At 75.3% G+C, this 14926-nt stretch carries 16 protein-coding genes; 7 read left to right on the forward strand and 9 right to left on the reverse strand.

The genetic code is table 11. The features are described from left to right. Nucleotides 1–49: 49 nt before the first annotated feature. Both ACF1AK_RS29065 and ACF1AK_RS29070 read left to right on the forward strand, forming a co-directional pair. Nucleotides 50–1519 (forward strand): dihydrolipoyl dehydrogenase family protein, encoded by a 1470-nt coding sequence (locus ACF1AK_RS29065; protein ID WP_391501798.1) that lies wholly within the window; start codon nucleotides 50–52, stop codon nucleotides 1517–1519. A gap of 157 nt (nucleotides 1520–1676) precedes the next feature. Next, nucleotides 1677–2801 (forward strand): WD40/YVTN/BNR-like repeat-containing protein, encoded by a 1125-nt coding sequence (locus ACF1AK_RS29070; protein WP_391501799.1) that lies wholly within the window; start codon nucleotides 1677–1679, stop codon nucleotides 2799–2801. Between the two features lie 128 nt (nucleotides 2802–2929). Here ACF1AK_RS29070 and ACF1AK_RS29075 read toward each other — a convergent pair whose 3' ends face one another. Together ACF1AK_RS29075 and ACF1AK_RS29080 are read right to left on the reverse strand one after the other, a co-directional pair. Beyond that, nucleotides 2930–3055 carry a hypothetical protein gene (locus tag ACF1AK_RS29075; protein WP_391501800.1) on the reverse strand — a complete coding sequence of 42 codons (126 nt, stop codon included), beginning with the start codon at nucleotides 3053–3055 and terminating at the stop codon, nucleotides 2930–2932. Then, complete coding sequence (locus tag ACF1AK_RS29080) at nucleotides 3052–4254, reverse strand: epoxide hydrolase family protein (RefSeq protein WP_391501801.1); 1203 nt, start codon at nucleotides 4252–4254, stop codon at nucleotides 3052–3054. Before ACF1AK_RS29080 ends, ACF1AK_RS29075 begins: the two co-directional genes overlap by 4 nt. Nucleotides 4255–4442: 188 nt before the next feature. Between ACF1AK_RS29080 and ACF1AK_RS29085 the strand changes: the two genes are divergently transcribed. Next, nucleotides 4443–5219: a GNAT family N-acetyltransferase gene (locus ACF1AK_RS29085; RefSeq protein WP_391501802.1), complete on the forward strand. Its 777-nt coding sequence runs from the start codon at nucleotides 4443–4445 to the stop codon at nucleotides 5217–5219. Between the two features lie 128 nt (nucleotides 5220–5347). After that, nucleotides 5348–6376 (forward strand): LacI family DNA-binding transcriptional regulator, encoded by a 1029-nt coding sequence (locus ACF1AK_RS29090; RefSeq protein ID WP_391501803.1) that lies wholly within the window; start codon nucleotides 5348–5350, stop codon nucleotides 6374–6376. A 25-nt stretch (nucleotides 6377–6401) separates the two neighbouring features. Here ACF1AK_RS29090 and ACF1AK_RS29095 read toward each other — a convergent pair whose 3' ends face one another. The 4 genes from ACF1AK_RS29095 to ACF1AK_RS29110 form a co-directional block, all read right to left on the reverse strand. Further along, nucleotides 6402–7451, reverse strand: coding sequence for an ABC transporter permease subunit (locus ACF1AK_RS29095; RefSeq protein ID WP_391501804.1), 1050 nt, complete (start codon nucleotides 7449–7451; stop codon nucleotides 6402–6404). Continuing rightward, nucleotides 7448–8374: an ABC transporter ATP-binding protein gene (locus ACF1AK_RS29100; RefSeq protein ID WP_391501805.1), complete on the reverse strand. Its 927-nt coding sequence runs from the start codon at nucleotides 8372–8374 to the stop codon at nucleotides 7448–7450. The genes ACF1AK_RS29095 and ACF1AK_RS29100 overlap by 4 nt, the downstream gene beginning before the upstream one ends. Nucleotides 8375–8392: 18 nt before the next feature. Beyond that, nucleotides 8393–8833 (reverse strand): GntR family transcriptional regulator, encoded by a 441-nt coding sequence (locus ACF1AK_RS29105; protein WP_391501806.1) that lies wholly within the window; start codon nucleotides 8831–8833, stop codon nucleotides 8393–8395. A gap of 94 nt (nucleotides 8834–8927) precedes the next feature. Beyond that, entirely contained in the window at nucleotides 8928–10415 is a 1488-nt protein-coding gene (locus ACF1AK_RS29110; protein WP_391501807.1) for a DUF2079 domain-containing protein, read from the reverse strand. Nucleotides 10416–10612: 197 nt separating this feature from the next. Here ACF1AK_RS29110 and ACF1AK_RS29115 point away from each other — a divergent pair, with 197 nt between their 5' ends. Next, nucleotides 10613–11671 (forward strand): fatty acid desaturase family protein, encoded by a 1059-nt coding sequence (locus tag ACF1AK_RS29115; protein WP_391501808.1) that lies wholly within the window; start codon nucleotides 10613–10615, stop codon nucleotides 11669–11671. A 27-nt stretch (nucleotides 11672–11698) separates the two neighbouring features. On the opposite strand, the gene ACF1AK_RS29120 is transcribed toward ACF1AK_RS29115, so the two are convergent. Beyond that, entirely contained in the window at nucleotides 11699–12211 is a 513-nt protein-coding gene (locus tag ACF1AK_RS29120; RefSeq protein WP_391501809.1) for a GNAT family N-acetyltransferase, read from the reverse strand. Between the two features lie 88 nt (nucleotides 12212–12299). Between ACF1AK_RS29120 and ACF1AK_RS29125 the strand changes: the two genes are divergently transcribed. Continuing rightward, the gene (locus ACF1AK_RS29125; RefSeq protein WP_391501810.1) at nucleotides 12300–13427 is read left to right on the forward strand and encodes a hypothetical protein; all 1128 of its coding nucleotides are present in this window, start codon (nucleotides 12300–12302) and stop codon (nucleotides 13425–13427) included. 60 nt (nucleotides 13428–13487) lie between these two features. Here ACF1AK_RS29125 and ACF1AK_RS29130 read toward each other — a convergent pair whose 3' ends face one another. Beyond that, nucleotides 13488–13814: a rhodanese-like domain-containing protein gene (locus tag ACF1AK_RS29130; protein WP_391501811.1), complete on the reverse strand. Its 327-nt coding sequence runs from the start codon at nucleotides 13812–13814 to the stop codon at nucleotides 13488–13490. A 47-nt stretch (nucleotides 13815–13861) separates the two neighbouring features. On the opposite strand from ACF1AK_RS29130, the gene ACF1AK_RS29135 reads away from it, so the two are divergent. Further along, nucleotides 13862–14527, forward strand: a complete 666-nt coding sequence (locus ACF1AK_RS29135) for a TetR/AcrR family transcriptional regulator (protein ID WP_391501812.1) — start codon at nucleotides 13862–13864, stop codon at nucleotides 14525–14527. A gap of 27 nt (nucleotides 14528–14554) precedes the next feature. Here ACF1AK_RS29135 and ACF1AK_RS29140 read toward each other — a convergent pair whose 3' ends face one another. Continuing rightward, the gene (locus tag ACF1AK_RS29140) at nucleotides 14555–14920 is read right to left on the reverse strand and encodes a nuclear transport factor 2 family protein (RefSeq protein ID WP_391501813.1); all 366 of its coding nucleotides are present in this window, start codon (nucleotides 14918–14920) and stop codon (nucleotides 14555–14557) included. Between the last annotated feature and the right edge of the window lie 6 nt (nucleotides 14921–14926).

Below are 14926 nucleotides of genomic sequence, written 5' to 3' on the forward strand. Positions count from 1 at the left end.
GATGGGCACGGCACCACGGCACACCCGCGAGAGCACGGAGGAAGCACGGATGACCTCTTCCCAGTCCACCGCCCCCGAGGAGTACGACGTCATCGTGATCGGCGCCGGCCCGACCGGCGAGAACGTCGCCGACCGGACGGCCGCCGCCGGTCTGCGCACGGTGATCGTGGAGAGCGAACTGGTCGGCGGCGAGTGCTCGTACTGGGCCTGCATGCCGAGCAAGGCACTGCTGCGCCCGGTGGCCGCGCTGGCCGACGCCCGCGCGGTGGCCGGCTCCCGGGAGGCGGTCGGCGGCGTCCTGGACCCGGCCGCGGTGCTCGCCCGGCGCGACTCGTTCACCTCGCACTGGCAGGACGACGGCCAGGTGCAGTGGCTCCGCGACACCGGGATCGACCTGGTCCGCGGCCACGGCCGGCTGGCCGGCGAGCGGCAGGTGACGGTCGAGGCGGAGGACGGCAGCGAGCGGCTGCTGGTGGCCCGGCACGCGGTGGCGATCTGCACCGGCAGCCGCCCGGTGCTGCCGCAGGGCGTGCCCGGACTGGCCGACGCGAGGCCGTGGACCAACCGGGAGGCGACCGGCTCGCCGACCGTCCCCCGGCGGCTGGCCGTGGTCGGCGGCGGCGTGGTCGGCGTGGAGCTGGCCACCGCCTGGCGGGCGCTCGGTTCGGAGGTGACGCTGCTGGTCCGCGGGGGCGGGCTGCTGCCCCGGATGGAGCCGTTCGCCGGCGAGCTGGTCGCGGACGGCCTGCGGGCGGCCGGGGTGGACGTCCGCTTCGGGACGGAGGTCGCCTCCCTGGAGCGGCGGGCGGCGGAGGCGGCGGACGGCGGGTCCTCCGAGGTCACCCTGGTGCTCGGCGACGGCGGGCGGCTGACCGCCGACGAGGTGCTGTACGCCACCGGGCGTGCCCCGCGCACCGCGGACGTCGGCCTGGAGCAGGTCGGCCTGCACCCCGGCGGCTGGCTGGACGTGGACGACAGCTGCACCGTGCTCGGGATCGACGGCAGCTGGCTGTACGCGGCCGGGGACGTCAACCACCGGGCGCTGCTCACCCATCAGGGCAAGTACCAGGCGCGGATCACCGGCGCGGCGATCGTCGCACGCGCCGAGGGGCGCTCGCTGGACACCGCGCGCTGGGGCGCGCACGCCGCGTCCGCCGACAGCGCGGGCGCGCCGCAGGTGGTCTTCACCCACCCGGAGGTCGCGGCCGTCGGCCTGACCCTGGACGCCGCCGAGCGGGCCGGGCTGCGGGTGAAGGCGATCGACCACGACCTCGGCGCGGTCGCCGGTGCCTCGCTGTACGGCGACGACTACGAGGGCCGGGCCAGGGCGGTCTTCGACCTGGACCGGGAGGTGCTGGTGGGCGTGACGTTCGTCGGTCCCGGCGTCTCCGAACTGCTGCACTCGGCGACCGTCGCGGTGGTCGGCGAGGTGCCGATCGACCGGCTCTGGCACGCGGTGCCCGCCTACCCGACGATCAGCGAGGTCTGGCTGCGGCTGCTGGAGGGCTGCCGGGGCTGACCGCCCCGCCGTGCCCGTTCCGGCGGGCCGTCCGCCGGTTCCCGGCGGACGGCCCGGTGCCCGGCGCGGCGAGATGTGGCGGGCGCCCGACGGCGGGACACTGGCCCGGGGAGGGTGACCGGGCGGGGCCGTTTCGCCGAGCAGGTGGTGTGTGGCAATGAGCGAAGTGCTGTTGGCCGTCGGGACCGAGAAGGGCCTGTTCCTCGGGCGCAGCCGCGACCGGTTGGACTGGGAGTTCAGCGGGCCGCACTTCCGGATGAACGCGATCTACTCCGTCGCGATCGACCGCCGCGACCGCGGCGACGGCGGGCCCCGCAGGGACGGGGGTGTCCGGCTGCTGGTGGGCGCCGACAGCAGCCACTGGGGGCCGTCGGTCTGGCGCTCGGACGACCTCGGCGCCAGCTGGTTCGAGCCGCCCACCCCGGCGATCCGCTTCCCCGAGCACACCGGTGCCTCGCTCACCCGGGTCTGGCAGCTCCAGCCGGCCGGCCCCGAGGCCCCCGGCGTGGTCTACGCGGGCACCGAGCCCGCCGCGCTGTTCCGCTCCGAGGACGGCGGGGAGAGCTTCACGATGGTCGAGCCGCTCTGGAACCACCCGCAGCGCAGTGAGTGGGGCGCCGGGTACGGCGGCCAGGGCCTGCACACCGTCCTCAGCGACCCCCGCGACCCCCAGCGGCTGCTGGTCGCCGTCTCCAGCGGCGGCGTCTACCGCAGCAAGGACGGCGGCGACAGCTGGGAGCCGTCCAACACCGGGCTGCGGGCCGAGTTCTTCCCGGCGGAGAGCCAGTACCCCGAGTTCGGCCAGTGCGTGCACAAGATCGCCCGGGACGCCGTCAACCCGGACCGGCTCTACCTGCAGAACCACGGCGGCGTCTACCGCAGCGACGACGGCGGCGCGAGCTGGCGCTCGATCGCCGACGGGCTGCCCGCCGACTTCGGCTTCGCGATCGCCGCCCACCCGCGCCGCGCCGACACCGCGTACGTGTTCCCGCTCGGCGGCGCCGACGACCGGATCCCGCCCGGCCGCCGCTGCCGGGTGTTCCGGACGAACGACGCCGGTGACAGCTGGCAGGCGCTCGCCGAGGGCCTGCCGGGCGAGGACCACTACGGCATCGTGCTGCGCGACGCGCTGCGCACCGACGACGTCGAGCCGGCCGGCATCTACTTCGGCAACCGGACCGGCGACGTCTACGCCAGCCACGACGAGGGCGAGCACTGGTCGCTGCTGGTCTCCCACCTGCCGGACGTCCTCTGCGTCCGGGCGGCCGTGATCGCGGACTGACCCGGGAGCCGGAGCCGGGGCGGCGGGCTCAGGTGTCGTACTCGCCGTCCCACGGGGCGTGGAGGCCCAGGCCGTCGGGGTGGAGCCCGGCCTCGCCGAACCGGTGCTGCACGGCGGAGCAGCACCGGTCACCGCCCGCCTGGCGGGACGGCGTAGGTGACCGAGGCGGAGAACCGGCCGCCCCGGAAACGGCCGACGGTGCCGGTGCGGCAGCCGGGCTCGCGGGCGATCGGAATGACCTCGGGGACGCTCATGCCCGGCCACGCCGGCCCCCGCCACCGGCACCACCGGGGCGGGCCCCTCGGCGCAGGGTGCGGAAGAACGCCCGGACGTCCGCCACCAGCGGCTCCGGCGCCTGGAGCGAGGCGAAGTGGCCGCCGGTGTCGTAGGCGGTCCAGCGGGTCACGGTGTGGGACAGCTCGGCCAGGGTGCGGATCGCCCGGTCGCCGCGGAACAGCGCCACCCCGGTCGGCACGCCCGAGGGCGCCGGGCGGCCCCAGCCGTCGGCCGCGATCTCGCGGTAGAGGCGGGCCGCCGAGCCGGCCGTGCCGGTGAGCCAGAACGCGGTGACGTCGGTCAGCACGGCGTCCCACGAGGGCAGGGTCTGACGGGTCGCCACCGGATCGTGGTCGACGAAGAATTCGAGGTTCCAGGCGAGTTGGCCGACCGGTGAGTCGTTCAGCGCGTAGGCCACGGTCTGCGGGCGGGTGGACATCTGCGCCGCGTAGCCGCAGTGCGCCTGCCACCAGCGGGCGTTGGCCCCGGCCCGGGCCCGCTCGTCGGCGGTCAGCAGCGCGGACTCCGCCGCGTCGAGCGGGGCCGAGGCGTTCGGCGGCGCGTTGAGGTGGACGCCGATCACCCGGTCGGGCGCCACCCGGCCGAGCTCGGGCGAGACGATCGCGCCGAAGTCGCCGCCCTGCGCGCCGTAGCGCCGGTGGCCGAGCCGGCGCATCAGCTCGGCCCAGGCCGAGGCGATCCGGCGGACGCCCCAGCCCGGTGCGGTGGCCGGCCCGGAGTGGGCGAAGCCCGGCAGCGAGGGCGCGACGACGTGGAACGCGTCGGCCGGGTCACCGCCGTGCGCCCGGGGGTCGGTGAGCGGTCCGAGGATACCGGTGAAGTCGTGGACGGTGCTGGGCCAGCCGTGCGTGAGGACCAGCGGGAGCGCGTCCGGCTCGGGCGAACGGACGTGCAGGAAGTGCACGTTCTGGCCGTCGATCACGGTGGTGAACTGGGGGAAGGCGTTGAGCTCCGCCTCGTGCGCCCGCCAGTCGTAGCCGTCCGCCCAGTACCCGGCCAGCTCGCGCAGGTACGGCCCGGCCACCCCGTACGACCAGCCGGCCCCCGGCAGGTCGTCGGGCCAGCGGGTGCGGGCGATCCGCAGGCGCAACTCGTCGAGCTCGCCCTGGGGAACGGCGAGGCGGAACGGACGGACGGCGTCCTCGTCGGTGATCATGCGGCGACGCTAGGCGGCGAGTAGGTCCGCCGGTGTCCTACTCGCCGCCCGGCCCCACCGGTCGATCCGGTCGATCCGGTCGATCCGGTCGATCCGGTTGATCCGGACGGATCGTTCACCGAGCATGGCGGGGACGGGTACAGGGCGTGCCGAGGGGTGCGCCGACGCGCGAGGATCGGACGAACGGCGTGACGGAGCAGGATCCTGACTGGCAGTACGGCTACGGGGCGGACGGCGACGTTCTCGTGCGGTACCGGCTCGGGGAGCGGGAGGGGCGGCCCTGGGCCGATCAGCTGGAGGTGGTCGACCCGCACGCCGGCCTGGCCGCACAGGTCGCCTACGTGCGCTCGGAGTTGGCGGGCTGGGTGGTTTCCGGACCGGTCGGGCTCGGCGAGGAGCTGGTGCGGCAGGGCTCCACGGTGCTGCGCCACGGCCACACCATGGAGCGCAAGCTCACCGGCGCGGCGCCCGCCGGGGGGTGGGGGGCCTGGGCGGGGACCCCGCTGCGGGCCGGGTTCCGGGTCGTCCCGTGCGACCGGCCGGCCGAGGAGCTGGCCCCCGGCTCGCTGGCCGCCTTCGGCCCCGGCCACCCCGACCACCACCCCGAGGACGCCGAGAACGCCCGGTCCGCGGTGCAGCGGCTCGCCGAGCTGCTCGCCGGGGAGGTCATAGGGCCGCTGCTGCCGTCCAGCGCCCTGGTCGTGGACGACGCCGACCGGGTGGTGGCCGGAGCCGTGCTGACCGACTGGGACGGAATGCCCTGGATCGCCCATGTGTTCCGCCACCCGGCGCACGGCTACCCCGGTCTCGGCGCCGACCTGCTGCGGCGCACCGTCGCGGACGTCGCCCTCGCGGGCCGGACCGCGATCGGGCTGGCGGTGACCGAGGGCAACCGGGCGCGTCGGCTGTACGAGGAGATGGGCTTCACGGTGACGCGCAGCTCGCTGACGGTCATCGTCCCCTGAGGCGCCGCGGGGGTTCTGCGCCCCTCCGCGGACGTGACGGCCGGTCACGCGTACGGAGGGGCCGCCGCGTCCGTCCAGCCGGTGAAACGGCCACCGGGGCCGTCGGTGGCGGTGTGTAGGCTCGCGGCATGGCAAGGGTGACGCGGGACGACGTGGCGAGGGCGGCGGGGACGTCGACTGCGGTCGTGAGTTATGTGATCAACGATGGACCGCGGCCAGTGGCGGCCGCGACACGGGCCCGGGTGCTGGCTGCCGTCGAGGAGCTGGGGTACCGGCCGAACCGGGTCGCGCAGGCGATGGCCCGGCGGCGCACCGACCTCATCGGCATGGTCGTGCCGGACGCCCGCCAGCCCTTCTTCGCCGAACTCGCGCACACCGTGGAACGCGCGGCCGCCGAGCGCGGGCGGCTGCTGCTGATCGGCAACTCCGACTACGCCGACGAGCGCGAGGCGCACTACATCCGCGCCTTCCTCGGCATGCAGGTCGACGGCCTGATCCTGGTCACCCAGGACCCGTCCGCCCCCGGGGTCACCGGCGTGGACGCCACCGAGGGGACACCGGTCGTCCTGCTGCACCACCGCGCCGAGACCGAGCGAGGGATCGCCGTGGTCGCGGACGACGAGGGCGGCGCCCGCGAGGTCGTCCGCCACCTGCTCGGCCACGGTCACGCCGAGGTGCACTGCTTCGGCGGCACCTTCGCGCTCAGCCCCAGCGACCCGGTGACCGTGCGCACCGCGGGCTGGGCCGCCGCGCTCGCCGAGGCCGGCCTCCCCACCGAGGGCCGGCTGTCCGCGGCGCCGTTCGACCGGGTGCGGGCGCACCGCGAGGCGCTCGCGCTGCTGGCGCGCGCCGACCGGCCGACCGCCGTCTTCTGCGCGACCGACGACCAGGCGATCGGTCTGCTGCGGGCCGCCGACGACCTGGGCATCCGGGTGCCCGAGGACCTCGCGGTGGCCGGCTTCGACGACATCGCCGAGGCGGTGATCGCCGGACCTCCGCTGACCAGCGTGACCACCGCCCAGGCGGAGATGGCGCGCGCCGCCGTCGACCTGGTGCTGAGCGCGGGTGCCGACGGCGGACCGGCCCCGGCGCCGGGGGCCCGGACGTTCCCGGCCCGGATGGTGCTGCGCCGCTCCTGCGGCTGCGCCGGGGACTGAACCGCCGGGCCCGGGGCCGGGCCGCTCAGATCCCGGCCCGGGTGAGCCGGCGGAAGACGGCGGCCACGACGAGGGCGGTGAGCACCAGCAGCAGACCGGCCTCGACGAGCTGGATCGGCACGAGGTGCGACACCGGGTGGTACCGCCCCCAGGAGGTGGGCGCCGCCGCACAGACGTCGGCCACCGGCCGGCATTCGCCGGACGTCATCCTGGTGCCGTCCGCGAGCACCACTCCGTGCTCCACCAGCCAGGCGTTGGGGGGCTGGCCGAAGCCGCCCAGGGTGTTGTTGTACGGCTGCTCCTGGTCGGTCACCGGCCAGAGGGAGGGCCGCAGCATGATCATCGCGGTGTGGGCGAGCGCCACCGCCGCGCCGCTCGCCAGCACAGCGGCGACGGTGCGCCGCAGCAACTGGCCGATCAGCACGCCCAGCGCCAGGCCGAACAGCGACCAGGCGACGGGGACCACGCCGAGCACGGGGTAGGTGAAGCCCTGGAACGGCGGGTCGAAGACCCCGAAGGCCCCCCGCCGGTGCACGATGTCCGACCACCACACCCAGCTGGTCAGCCCGGCCACCAGGGCGGACAGCAGCAGCACGACGGCGCCCGGGACGGCGAGCCGGGCCGCCAGCCAGCGGCCCGGGCCGACGGACTGCGCCAGCACCAGCCGCAGGGTGCCGCGCTCGTACTCCTGGGCGAGCAGCGGTCCGCCGAGGAAGGCGCCGAGCAGGACCGGGACGGCCGTGATGGCCGGCTGCAGGATGTCCGTGAAGGCCCGGAGCAGCATCTCCAGCCGGCCGTACTGCACCCGGCACTCCAGGCTCCAGCTCTCGCCGGAGCCGCAGCCGGTCCGCCTCATCAGCTCGGTCCGGTCCTGGATGAGGACATGCAGGGCGATCAGGAGCAGCACGGTGAGGACCGCCGGAACCGCCATCGTCCGCACCGCCACCCGGCTCTGCTGCCAGGACAGCCAGAGCACGCCGCGCGGTCCCCGGGAGCGGCGGGCGGTCGCGGGCCGTCCGGCCGTGCGGTCCGCGGGCGCCGGGGCGGGCGGGCCGGTCAGGGTGCTGGTGCTCATGCGGCGGCCTCGCGATCGGGGGCGGTGACGGGGGTCAGGACCGGGGTGCGCAGGTAGGCCAGCAGCAGTTCCTCCAGGCTCGGCCGGCTCGACTCCCACGGCCCGTCGACCGGTTCGCCGGTGTGCAGCAGCGCGGTGACCTGGCGGCCCCGGACCCGCCGCTCCACGGTGGTGCCGGCGGGCAGTTCGGCCCCGTCGGCGGCGCCGATCAGCAGCTGGTGGCCGTCGAGGATCTCCTCCAGGTCCCCGGCCAGCCGGATCCGGCCCGCCTGGACCAGCAGCACGTGGTCGATGACGCCGTCGAGTTCGGGCAGGATGTGGGAGGAGACCAGGATGGTGGTGCCGCGTTCGGCGGCCTCGGCCATCAGCACGCCCATCAGTTCGTGGCGGGCGAGCGGGTCGAGGTCGGCCATCGGCTCGTCGAGCAGGAGCAGGTCGGCGCGCTTGCCGAGGGCGAGCGCGAGCGCGACCCGGGTGCGCTGGCCGCCGGAGAGCGAGCCGACGCGCGCGTCCAACGGCAACTCGCCCATCTCGACGACCCGTCGGGCGGCGTCCTCGTCCCACCCGGGGTTGAGCTCGCGCCCGAGGCGCAGGGTGCCCGCCACCGTGAACGAGGGGTAGAGCGGCTTCTCCTGGGTGACGTAGGCGACCCGCGCGCGGGACTCCGGGGTGCTCGACGTCGCGCCGAACACCCGCAGTTCGCCCTCGGTCGGCTCGATCAGCCGGGCGGCCAGGGTGAGCAGGGTGCTCTTTCCCGCCCCGTTGGCGCCGACCACGCCGCAGATCCGGCCGGCCGGGACGGTGAAGTGGCAGTCGCGCAGGGCCCATCGGTCACCCCGGTAGCGCTTGCCCAGCCCCACGGCCTCGACGGCCGGCCGCCCCTGCGCCGGTGTCGCGTCCGGTCCGGATGTCACGTCCGTCATGCGGTCCCCCCGCCCTCCCTAGTCCGTGGCGGCCGGGCCGTCCGGCCCGGCCGGCCCGTGCGGCGCCCCGGGGACGCCGGTGGCGAAGCGCTGTTCCAGCACGGAGGCCAGCAGCGCGGTGATGTCCTCGCGGTCGAGTCCGGCCGCGCGGGCTTCGTCGACCCAGCCCACCAGCCCCGCCCGCAGCGGCCCGTCGGCGGCCGCCTCGGGCCGGGCGAGCGAGCGGCGGACGAAGGTGCCGAGCCCCGGCCGGGGCTCGACCAGGCCCTCGCGCTCCAGCTCGCGGTAGGCCTTCAGCACGGTGTTCGGGTTGATCGCGGTCTGCTCGACCACCTCCCGGGCGGTCGGCAGCTTGTCCCCGGGCTGGAGCACACCGAGCCGCAGCGCCTGCTTGGTCTGCTGCACGATCTGCTGGTAGGTGGAGACGCCGCTGCGCCGCTCGATGCGGTATTCGATCACACCCGCAACACCCTTTCACTAGGTCATTAGTGGAATCGTGGCGAACCTCGGCGCCGTGGTCAAGTCGGACCCGGGGGCCCGGGGCCCGCGGGGGTCACGGACGGCGGAGCAGCCGCAGGTCGCCGTCGTCCACGACCCGCCGGTAGCCCAGCTCCCCGTACCACCCGAGCATCCGGACGGTGTCCTCGATCGCGCAGGGTGCGTGCACGCTGGGGTCGGCCAGGTCGACGGCCACCCACTGCGGGCCGTCCTGCAGCGCGTCGGCGAGCGGTGGCGCCGGTTCGCGGCAGACCAGGCCGACGGTGGTCCGGCCGGCCAGCTGCGCGGCGAGGCGGTTGGACGCGGCCACGGTGGCGCCGTCGGGTATCCGTTCCAGCAGCTCGCGGGTCTGCGCCAGGCGCGGCGAGGTGCCCCAGGCCCCGGGGGCGGCGAGCTCGTGCAGCGGGTAGACCGGGAGGGTCACGGCGGCGACCAGGCCGGCGGCCACCAGCGCGCGCCGGGCCCGGCGGACGGCGGCGGCGTCCGCCGGGGCGGGGGAAGGACCGTCCGGCGCGGGAGGACCGTCCGGCGCGGCCTGGCGGCAGGGGCGGGCGAAGGCGCCGGTCCGGTCCAGGGCGTCCACCAGGGCCGCCAGCAGCAGCGGCATCAGCACCGCGCTGTAGTGGTACCCCACGCCCCAGTAGTGCGGGTTGTCGGCGACCAGCCGCCACCCCAGGGTCGGCACGCAGAGCAGCGCCAGCGGTGACCGCAGTCCGAGGAACCCGGCGGTCGCGGCGGCCAGGCCGAGCAGCAGCCACTTCAGCGGCGGCCAGACCAGCCGCACCGCCGTGTCCCACGGCGCGCCGACGGCCTCCCCCGCGCCCAGCTGCCCCCAGTAGGCGAAGTCGCCGCCGGGGTTGAACGACGGCAGCACCACCAGCATGGTCAGCGCCGTCGCGGCCAGGCCGAAGAGCGCCACCGCGAAGCCCAGCGCCCGGATCCCGCTCCCGCGCGCCGCCCGCCCGCAGACCAGTGCCCCGACGGCGGCCACCGTCAGCCCGAGGTCCTCCTTCACCAGCACCAGCGGCAGCGCCCAGAGCAGCGCCGCGACCGGCCGCCCCCGCCCCAGCGCGGTGGCCGCGAAGGCCAGCAGCGGCACGGCGAACGCGATCTCGTGGAAGTCGTCGGCCACCGCCTCGACGATCCCCCAGGACACCCCGGTCAGACAGCCGACGGCACCGGCCAGCCGCGGACCGCCGACCTGGTGGGCCCACCGGCTCAGCGGCACCACGGCCAGTGCCATCAGCACCGCCTGGGCGACCAGCAGCGTCACGGCGCTCGGGAACGCCCGGTAGAACGGGGCGAGGGTGGCGAGCAGTGGGTGGAAGTGGTCGCCGAGCAGGTGGTAGCCGGGGCCCTTGAGCAGTACGACCGGCGCCCGCCCGTGCGCGTAGGCCCGTACCGCCTGCTCGAAGATGCCCAGGTCGTAGGCCTGGGTCAGCATGCGCCGGTGCCGGTTGACGGCGACGCAGGCGTAGAGCACGGCGAACAGCCCGGCGAGCCCCCAGGACAGCACCCGGGGCCGCCGGAGGGAGCGGAGCACCGCGCGGAGCATCCCCATGAACAAACCACCCTTCCACTATTGAATTAGTGAAAGGGTGGTGGAACTCGGGAGCGGCCGTCAACCCCGGCCGGACCGGACCGGGGGGTACCCCGCCCCGCCTACGGGGGTCAACCCCCCTGCCGGGAAGGGGGTTTCTCCGGTTCCGGGGCGCCCGGCCGGCCGCCAGACTTCCTGTCATGAGCCCACAGTCCACGGCCCTGCCGTCCCCCGTTGCGGCCGCACCGCCGCACCGCGACCCGGGCGGCAGCGACTTCGCCCAGCTCACCCGCCGCATAGCCGAGGAGGCGCTGCTCGACCGCCGCCCCGGCTACTACGCGATCCGCTTCGGCGTCACGCTGGCCGCGTTCGCGGGCGGCTGGTACGCCCTGTTCGCACTGGGCGACACCCCGCTGCAGCTCGCACTGGCGGCCGCCATGGCCGTCGTCTTCGGCCAACTTGGTCTCCTGGCACACGACCTGGCGCACCGCCAGGTCTTCTCCGACCGGCGGCGCAGCGAGCTCGGCGGGCGGATCGTCGCCAATCTGCTGATGGGCATGAGCTACGGCTGGTGGATGAACAAGCACACCCGCCACCACGCCAATCCCAACCACGAGGGCCGGGACCCGGACGTCGCGCCCGACATCGTGGTCTGGTCCCAGCAGCAGGCCCGGCAGGCGCGCGGGGTCCCCCGGTTCATCGGACGGCGGCTGGCGTTCCTCTTCGTCCCGCTGCTGCTCCTGGAGGGCCTCAACCTCAGCTACAACAGCTTCCGGGCGCTGCGCGGCCCCCAGCTGAAGCGCCGCCGGCTGGAGGGCGCCCTGCTGGTCCTGCACTTCGCGGCCTACTTCGGGGCCGTCTTCACCGCGCTGCCGGCCGGCCGGGCGGTCGCCTTCCTCGCCGTCCACCAGGCCCTGCTCGGCGTCTACCTGGGCTGCGTCTTCGCGCCGAACCACAAGGGCATGCTGATGGTGACGCCGGAGATGCGGCTGGACTTCCTCCGGCGGCAGGTGCTGACCTCGCGCAACGTCCGCGGCAACCCCGTCCTGGACACGCTGATGGGCGGCCTCAACTACCAGGTGGAGCACCACCTCTTCCCCAGCATGCCGACCCCGGCGCTCCCCCGGGCCGCCCGGATCACCCGCCGGTTCTGCGCGGAGAAGGGCATCCCGTACCACGAGACCGGGCTGCTCCGCTCCTACCGCGAGATCTTCGCCCACCTCCACCGCACCGGCGAGCCGCTGCGCGCGGACCACTGAGCGCCACGGCCCCGACGGGTCTCCCGGCTAGACGAGTTCGGCGGCGAGCAGGTCCATCAGGAGGTTGTCGTGCCAGCTGCCGTCGGAGCCGCGCTCGTACTGGCGCATCACGCCCACGGGGCGGAAGCCGACCTTCTCGTAGCAGCGGATCGCCGGGGCGTTGTCGGCCGCCGGGTCGATGACGAGCCGGTGGAAGCCGTGGTGGCCGATCAGGTGGCGGGCCAGGGTGCGGACGGCGTCGGTGCCGTAGCCGCGGCCGTGGCGGGCCGGGTCGAGGTAGATGTCCAGGCCCGCGTGGCGGTACTCGTCGTCGTCGTTGGCGTACCACTGGACGGCGCCGATGATCCGGCCCTCGGCCTCGATGACGAAGGTCTCGGTGCCGGACTCGGCGAGATCGGTGGTGACGGCGTCGGTGAGGTCGTCCCCGCCGCGCCAGCGGGCGTAGACCTCGGGGGTGCGGCGGATGGCGACCAGCGCCGGGATGTCCTCGGCGGCGGCCGGGCGGAGCGTGACGTGCGAGCCGTGCAGAATCGTCCCCATACCAGCGGATGCTGCCATGGAACGCGCCGTTCGGCGAACCGTTTTCGGCTTTGCGCGCACCGCCTGCCACCAGGGATGATTCGCCGTCGTGATACGTCTGCTGATCCTCCTCCTCTTCGTGGCGGGCTACGTCCTCTACCGGATCGTCCGCCGCAAACGGCATCTGGCATGGGCCCGCGACGGCTTCGATCCGGCGGCTTACGGGATGCCGCCGCGCGACCGCCTCGATCCCGGCCGGGCCGGGCCGCCGCCCCCGCTGGAGCGGCGGCAGCGCTCGCAGGCGATCGCCGACGCGGCCTGGGCCGGGGACTGGCGCCCGGCGGCCGCCTACGTCGCCGAGCCCGGCGACCACTGGGACGAGCGGTGGTCGCGGCTGGACCTGCTGGCGGCGATCGCCGCCGACGGCGACGGCTGGCTGGGCGCCTGGCGCTCCGCCGAGCCCGGCAACTGCGACGCCGCCACCCTGGAGGCCAAGCTGATGGTGCGCCGCGCGTGGGAGGTGCGCGGCTCCGGCTACCGGCACGAGGTCGGCGACGACGCGATCGAGGCGTTCCGCGAACTGCTGCCCGCCGCGATCGAGGCGGCCCGCCGGGCGGCCCTGCTGGACCCGGCGAACCCGGGCCCGTGGGTGGTGATCGTGACGGCGGCGCGCGGGGCGCAGTTCACCCCGGAGCAGTTCCAGGAGGCCTGGCAGGAGCTGGTGAAGCGGGCCTGGTACCACTACGACGGCCACTGGCAGGCCCTGCAGTACTGGTGCGAGAAGTGGTTCGGCTCCCACCGGCAGATGCTGGCCTTCGCGGAGCGGGCCATGGACGCGGCCCCGCCCGGGAGTCCGCTCGGCGGGATCTACCTGCACGCCCTCGCCGAGCTGGAGGAGCGCCGCGGCATCGCCTCCACGATCGCGGCGGACAGGACCAAGTGGCGCATCGAGAACCTCGCCGCCCAGCTGCGGCAGGTCCGGCCGGACGACGAGCGGATCCCGCAACTGCGGCACCTGCTGGCGCACTTCGCCGGCGAGGTGGAGGCGTACGACGTCGCACTGGAGCAGTTCCGGGCGATCGGGCCGTGGTGCGGGGCACGGCCCTGGACCGCGCAGGACGACCCGGTGGCGGCGTTCGACCTGGCCCGCGCGCTGGCGGTGAAGCGGGCCGGGGCGCAGCCGCTGGCGGCCGAGCTGCGGCCGGCGAAGAACACCGGGGCGGGACAGGGGCGGTAGGCCGGGGAGGGGCGCTCCCCGCGTCGCGCCCCTCCCCGGCCTGCGGCGGCCCCGGACGGCTCAGGAGCTCTCGACCGGCAGGCCGGCCCCGGCCCAGTCCTGGATGCCCTCGCGGTACTTGCGGACGTCGGTGTAGCCGAGTGCGGTCAGCCGGTCGGCGACCTGGCCGCTGTTGGGGCAGGCCTCGTTGGAGCAGTAGGTGACGATGGCGGCGTCGCGGTCCGGGAGCAGCCCGGGCGCGAGGCGGTCGACGTCGGCCCGGACGAGCTCGATCGCGCCGGGCAGGTGCTGCTGGGCGTAGTAGTCGCCGCCGAGGGTGTCCACGACGGTGACGGAGCCGGCCTCGATGGCGGCGGCCAGTTCGTCCCGGGTGATGAGTGCGGTCATGCTGCGGCCTCCTGGGGCTGCGCAAGGATTCGGACTATAGTCCGCTTATGACCCAGGACAGTACCGGACCGCAGTCCGCTTACGCAATGCCCGCGCCGGTCCCGGACGGTCCCGTGCCGCTGGAGCTGCTGCGCACCCCGCCGCCCGTCGAGCGCGCCGACGCCGCCCGCAACCGGGCCGCCGTGCTGGAGGCGGCGGCGCGGCTGTTCGCCGAGCACGGGGTGGAGTCGGTCTCCATGGACCAGGTGGCCGCCGCGGCCGGCGTCGGCAAGGGCACCCTCTTCCGCCGCTTCGGTGACAAGGCCGGGCTCGGCGCGGCCCTGCTGGACGCGCGCGAGCGGGCGCTGCAGGACGCGGTCCTGCGCGGGCCGGCGCCGCTCGGGCCGGGGGCGCCGGACGCCCCGGCCGGGAGCGGCGCACGGCTGGCGGCGTTCGTCACCGCCTATCTGGACTACCTGCTGGAACACCTGGACCTGGTCCGGATGTCCGAGACGGCCGGCCGGGGCTCGCGCTACCGCATCGGCGCCTACCGGTTCTGGCACCGGCACGTCACGCTGCTGCTCGGCGCGGGCGGACACGGCGGGGATCCCGAGCACGACGCGCACGCCCTGCTGGCGGCCCTGGCGGCCGAGCACGTGTCCGCCCTGCTCCCGGAGCTGGGCGAGGAACGGATCCGGGCGGGAGCGCTGCGGCTCGCCGCCCGGCTGGTGTGAACGCCCGGCCGGTGCGGGCGTCCGGCGTCAGCTCTCCGGCCCGTACGCCCCGAAGCCGCGGCAGACCAGGCCGTCGCGGAAGGTCAGCGCCTCCGCGACGGCCACCCCGCGCTCGTTGCGGTAGTCGATCACGATCGTGTCGACCGAGACTCGCACCGAGTCCAGGGTGAAGTGCAGTTCGGGCAGCAGCCCCAGCGCCTTGCTCCAGTACGCGCGCAGCGCCTCCTTGCCGCGCACCTCCCCCGACGGGTCCCCGAGGAAGCTGACGACCCGGGGCGAGACGAAGACGACGTCGTCGGTGTAGTGCGCGAGAACGCCCTCCAGGTCGCGGGCGTTCCACACCGCCACCCACTCCTCGGCGAACCGCTGCGCGAAAGCATGATCGATGGTCATGCCGCC

The organism is Kitasatospora sp. NPDC015120 (assembly GCF_043080305.1).
GTDB lineage: Bacteria > Actinomycetota > Actinomycetes > Streptomycetales > Streptomycetaceae > Kitasatospora.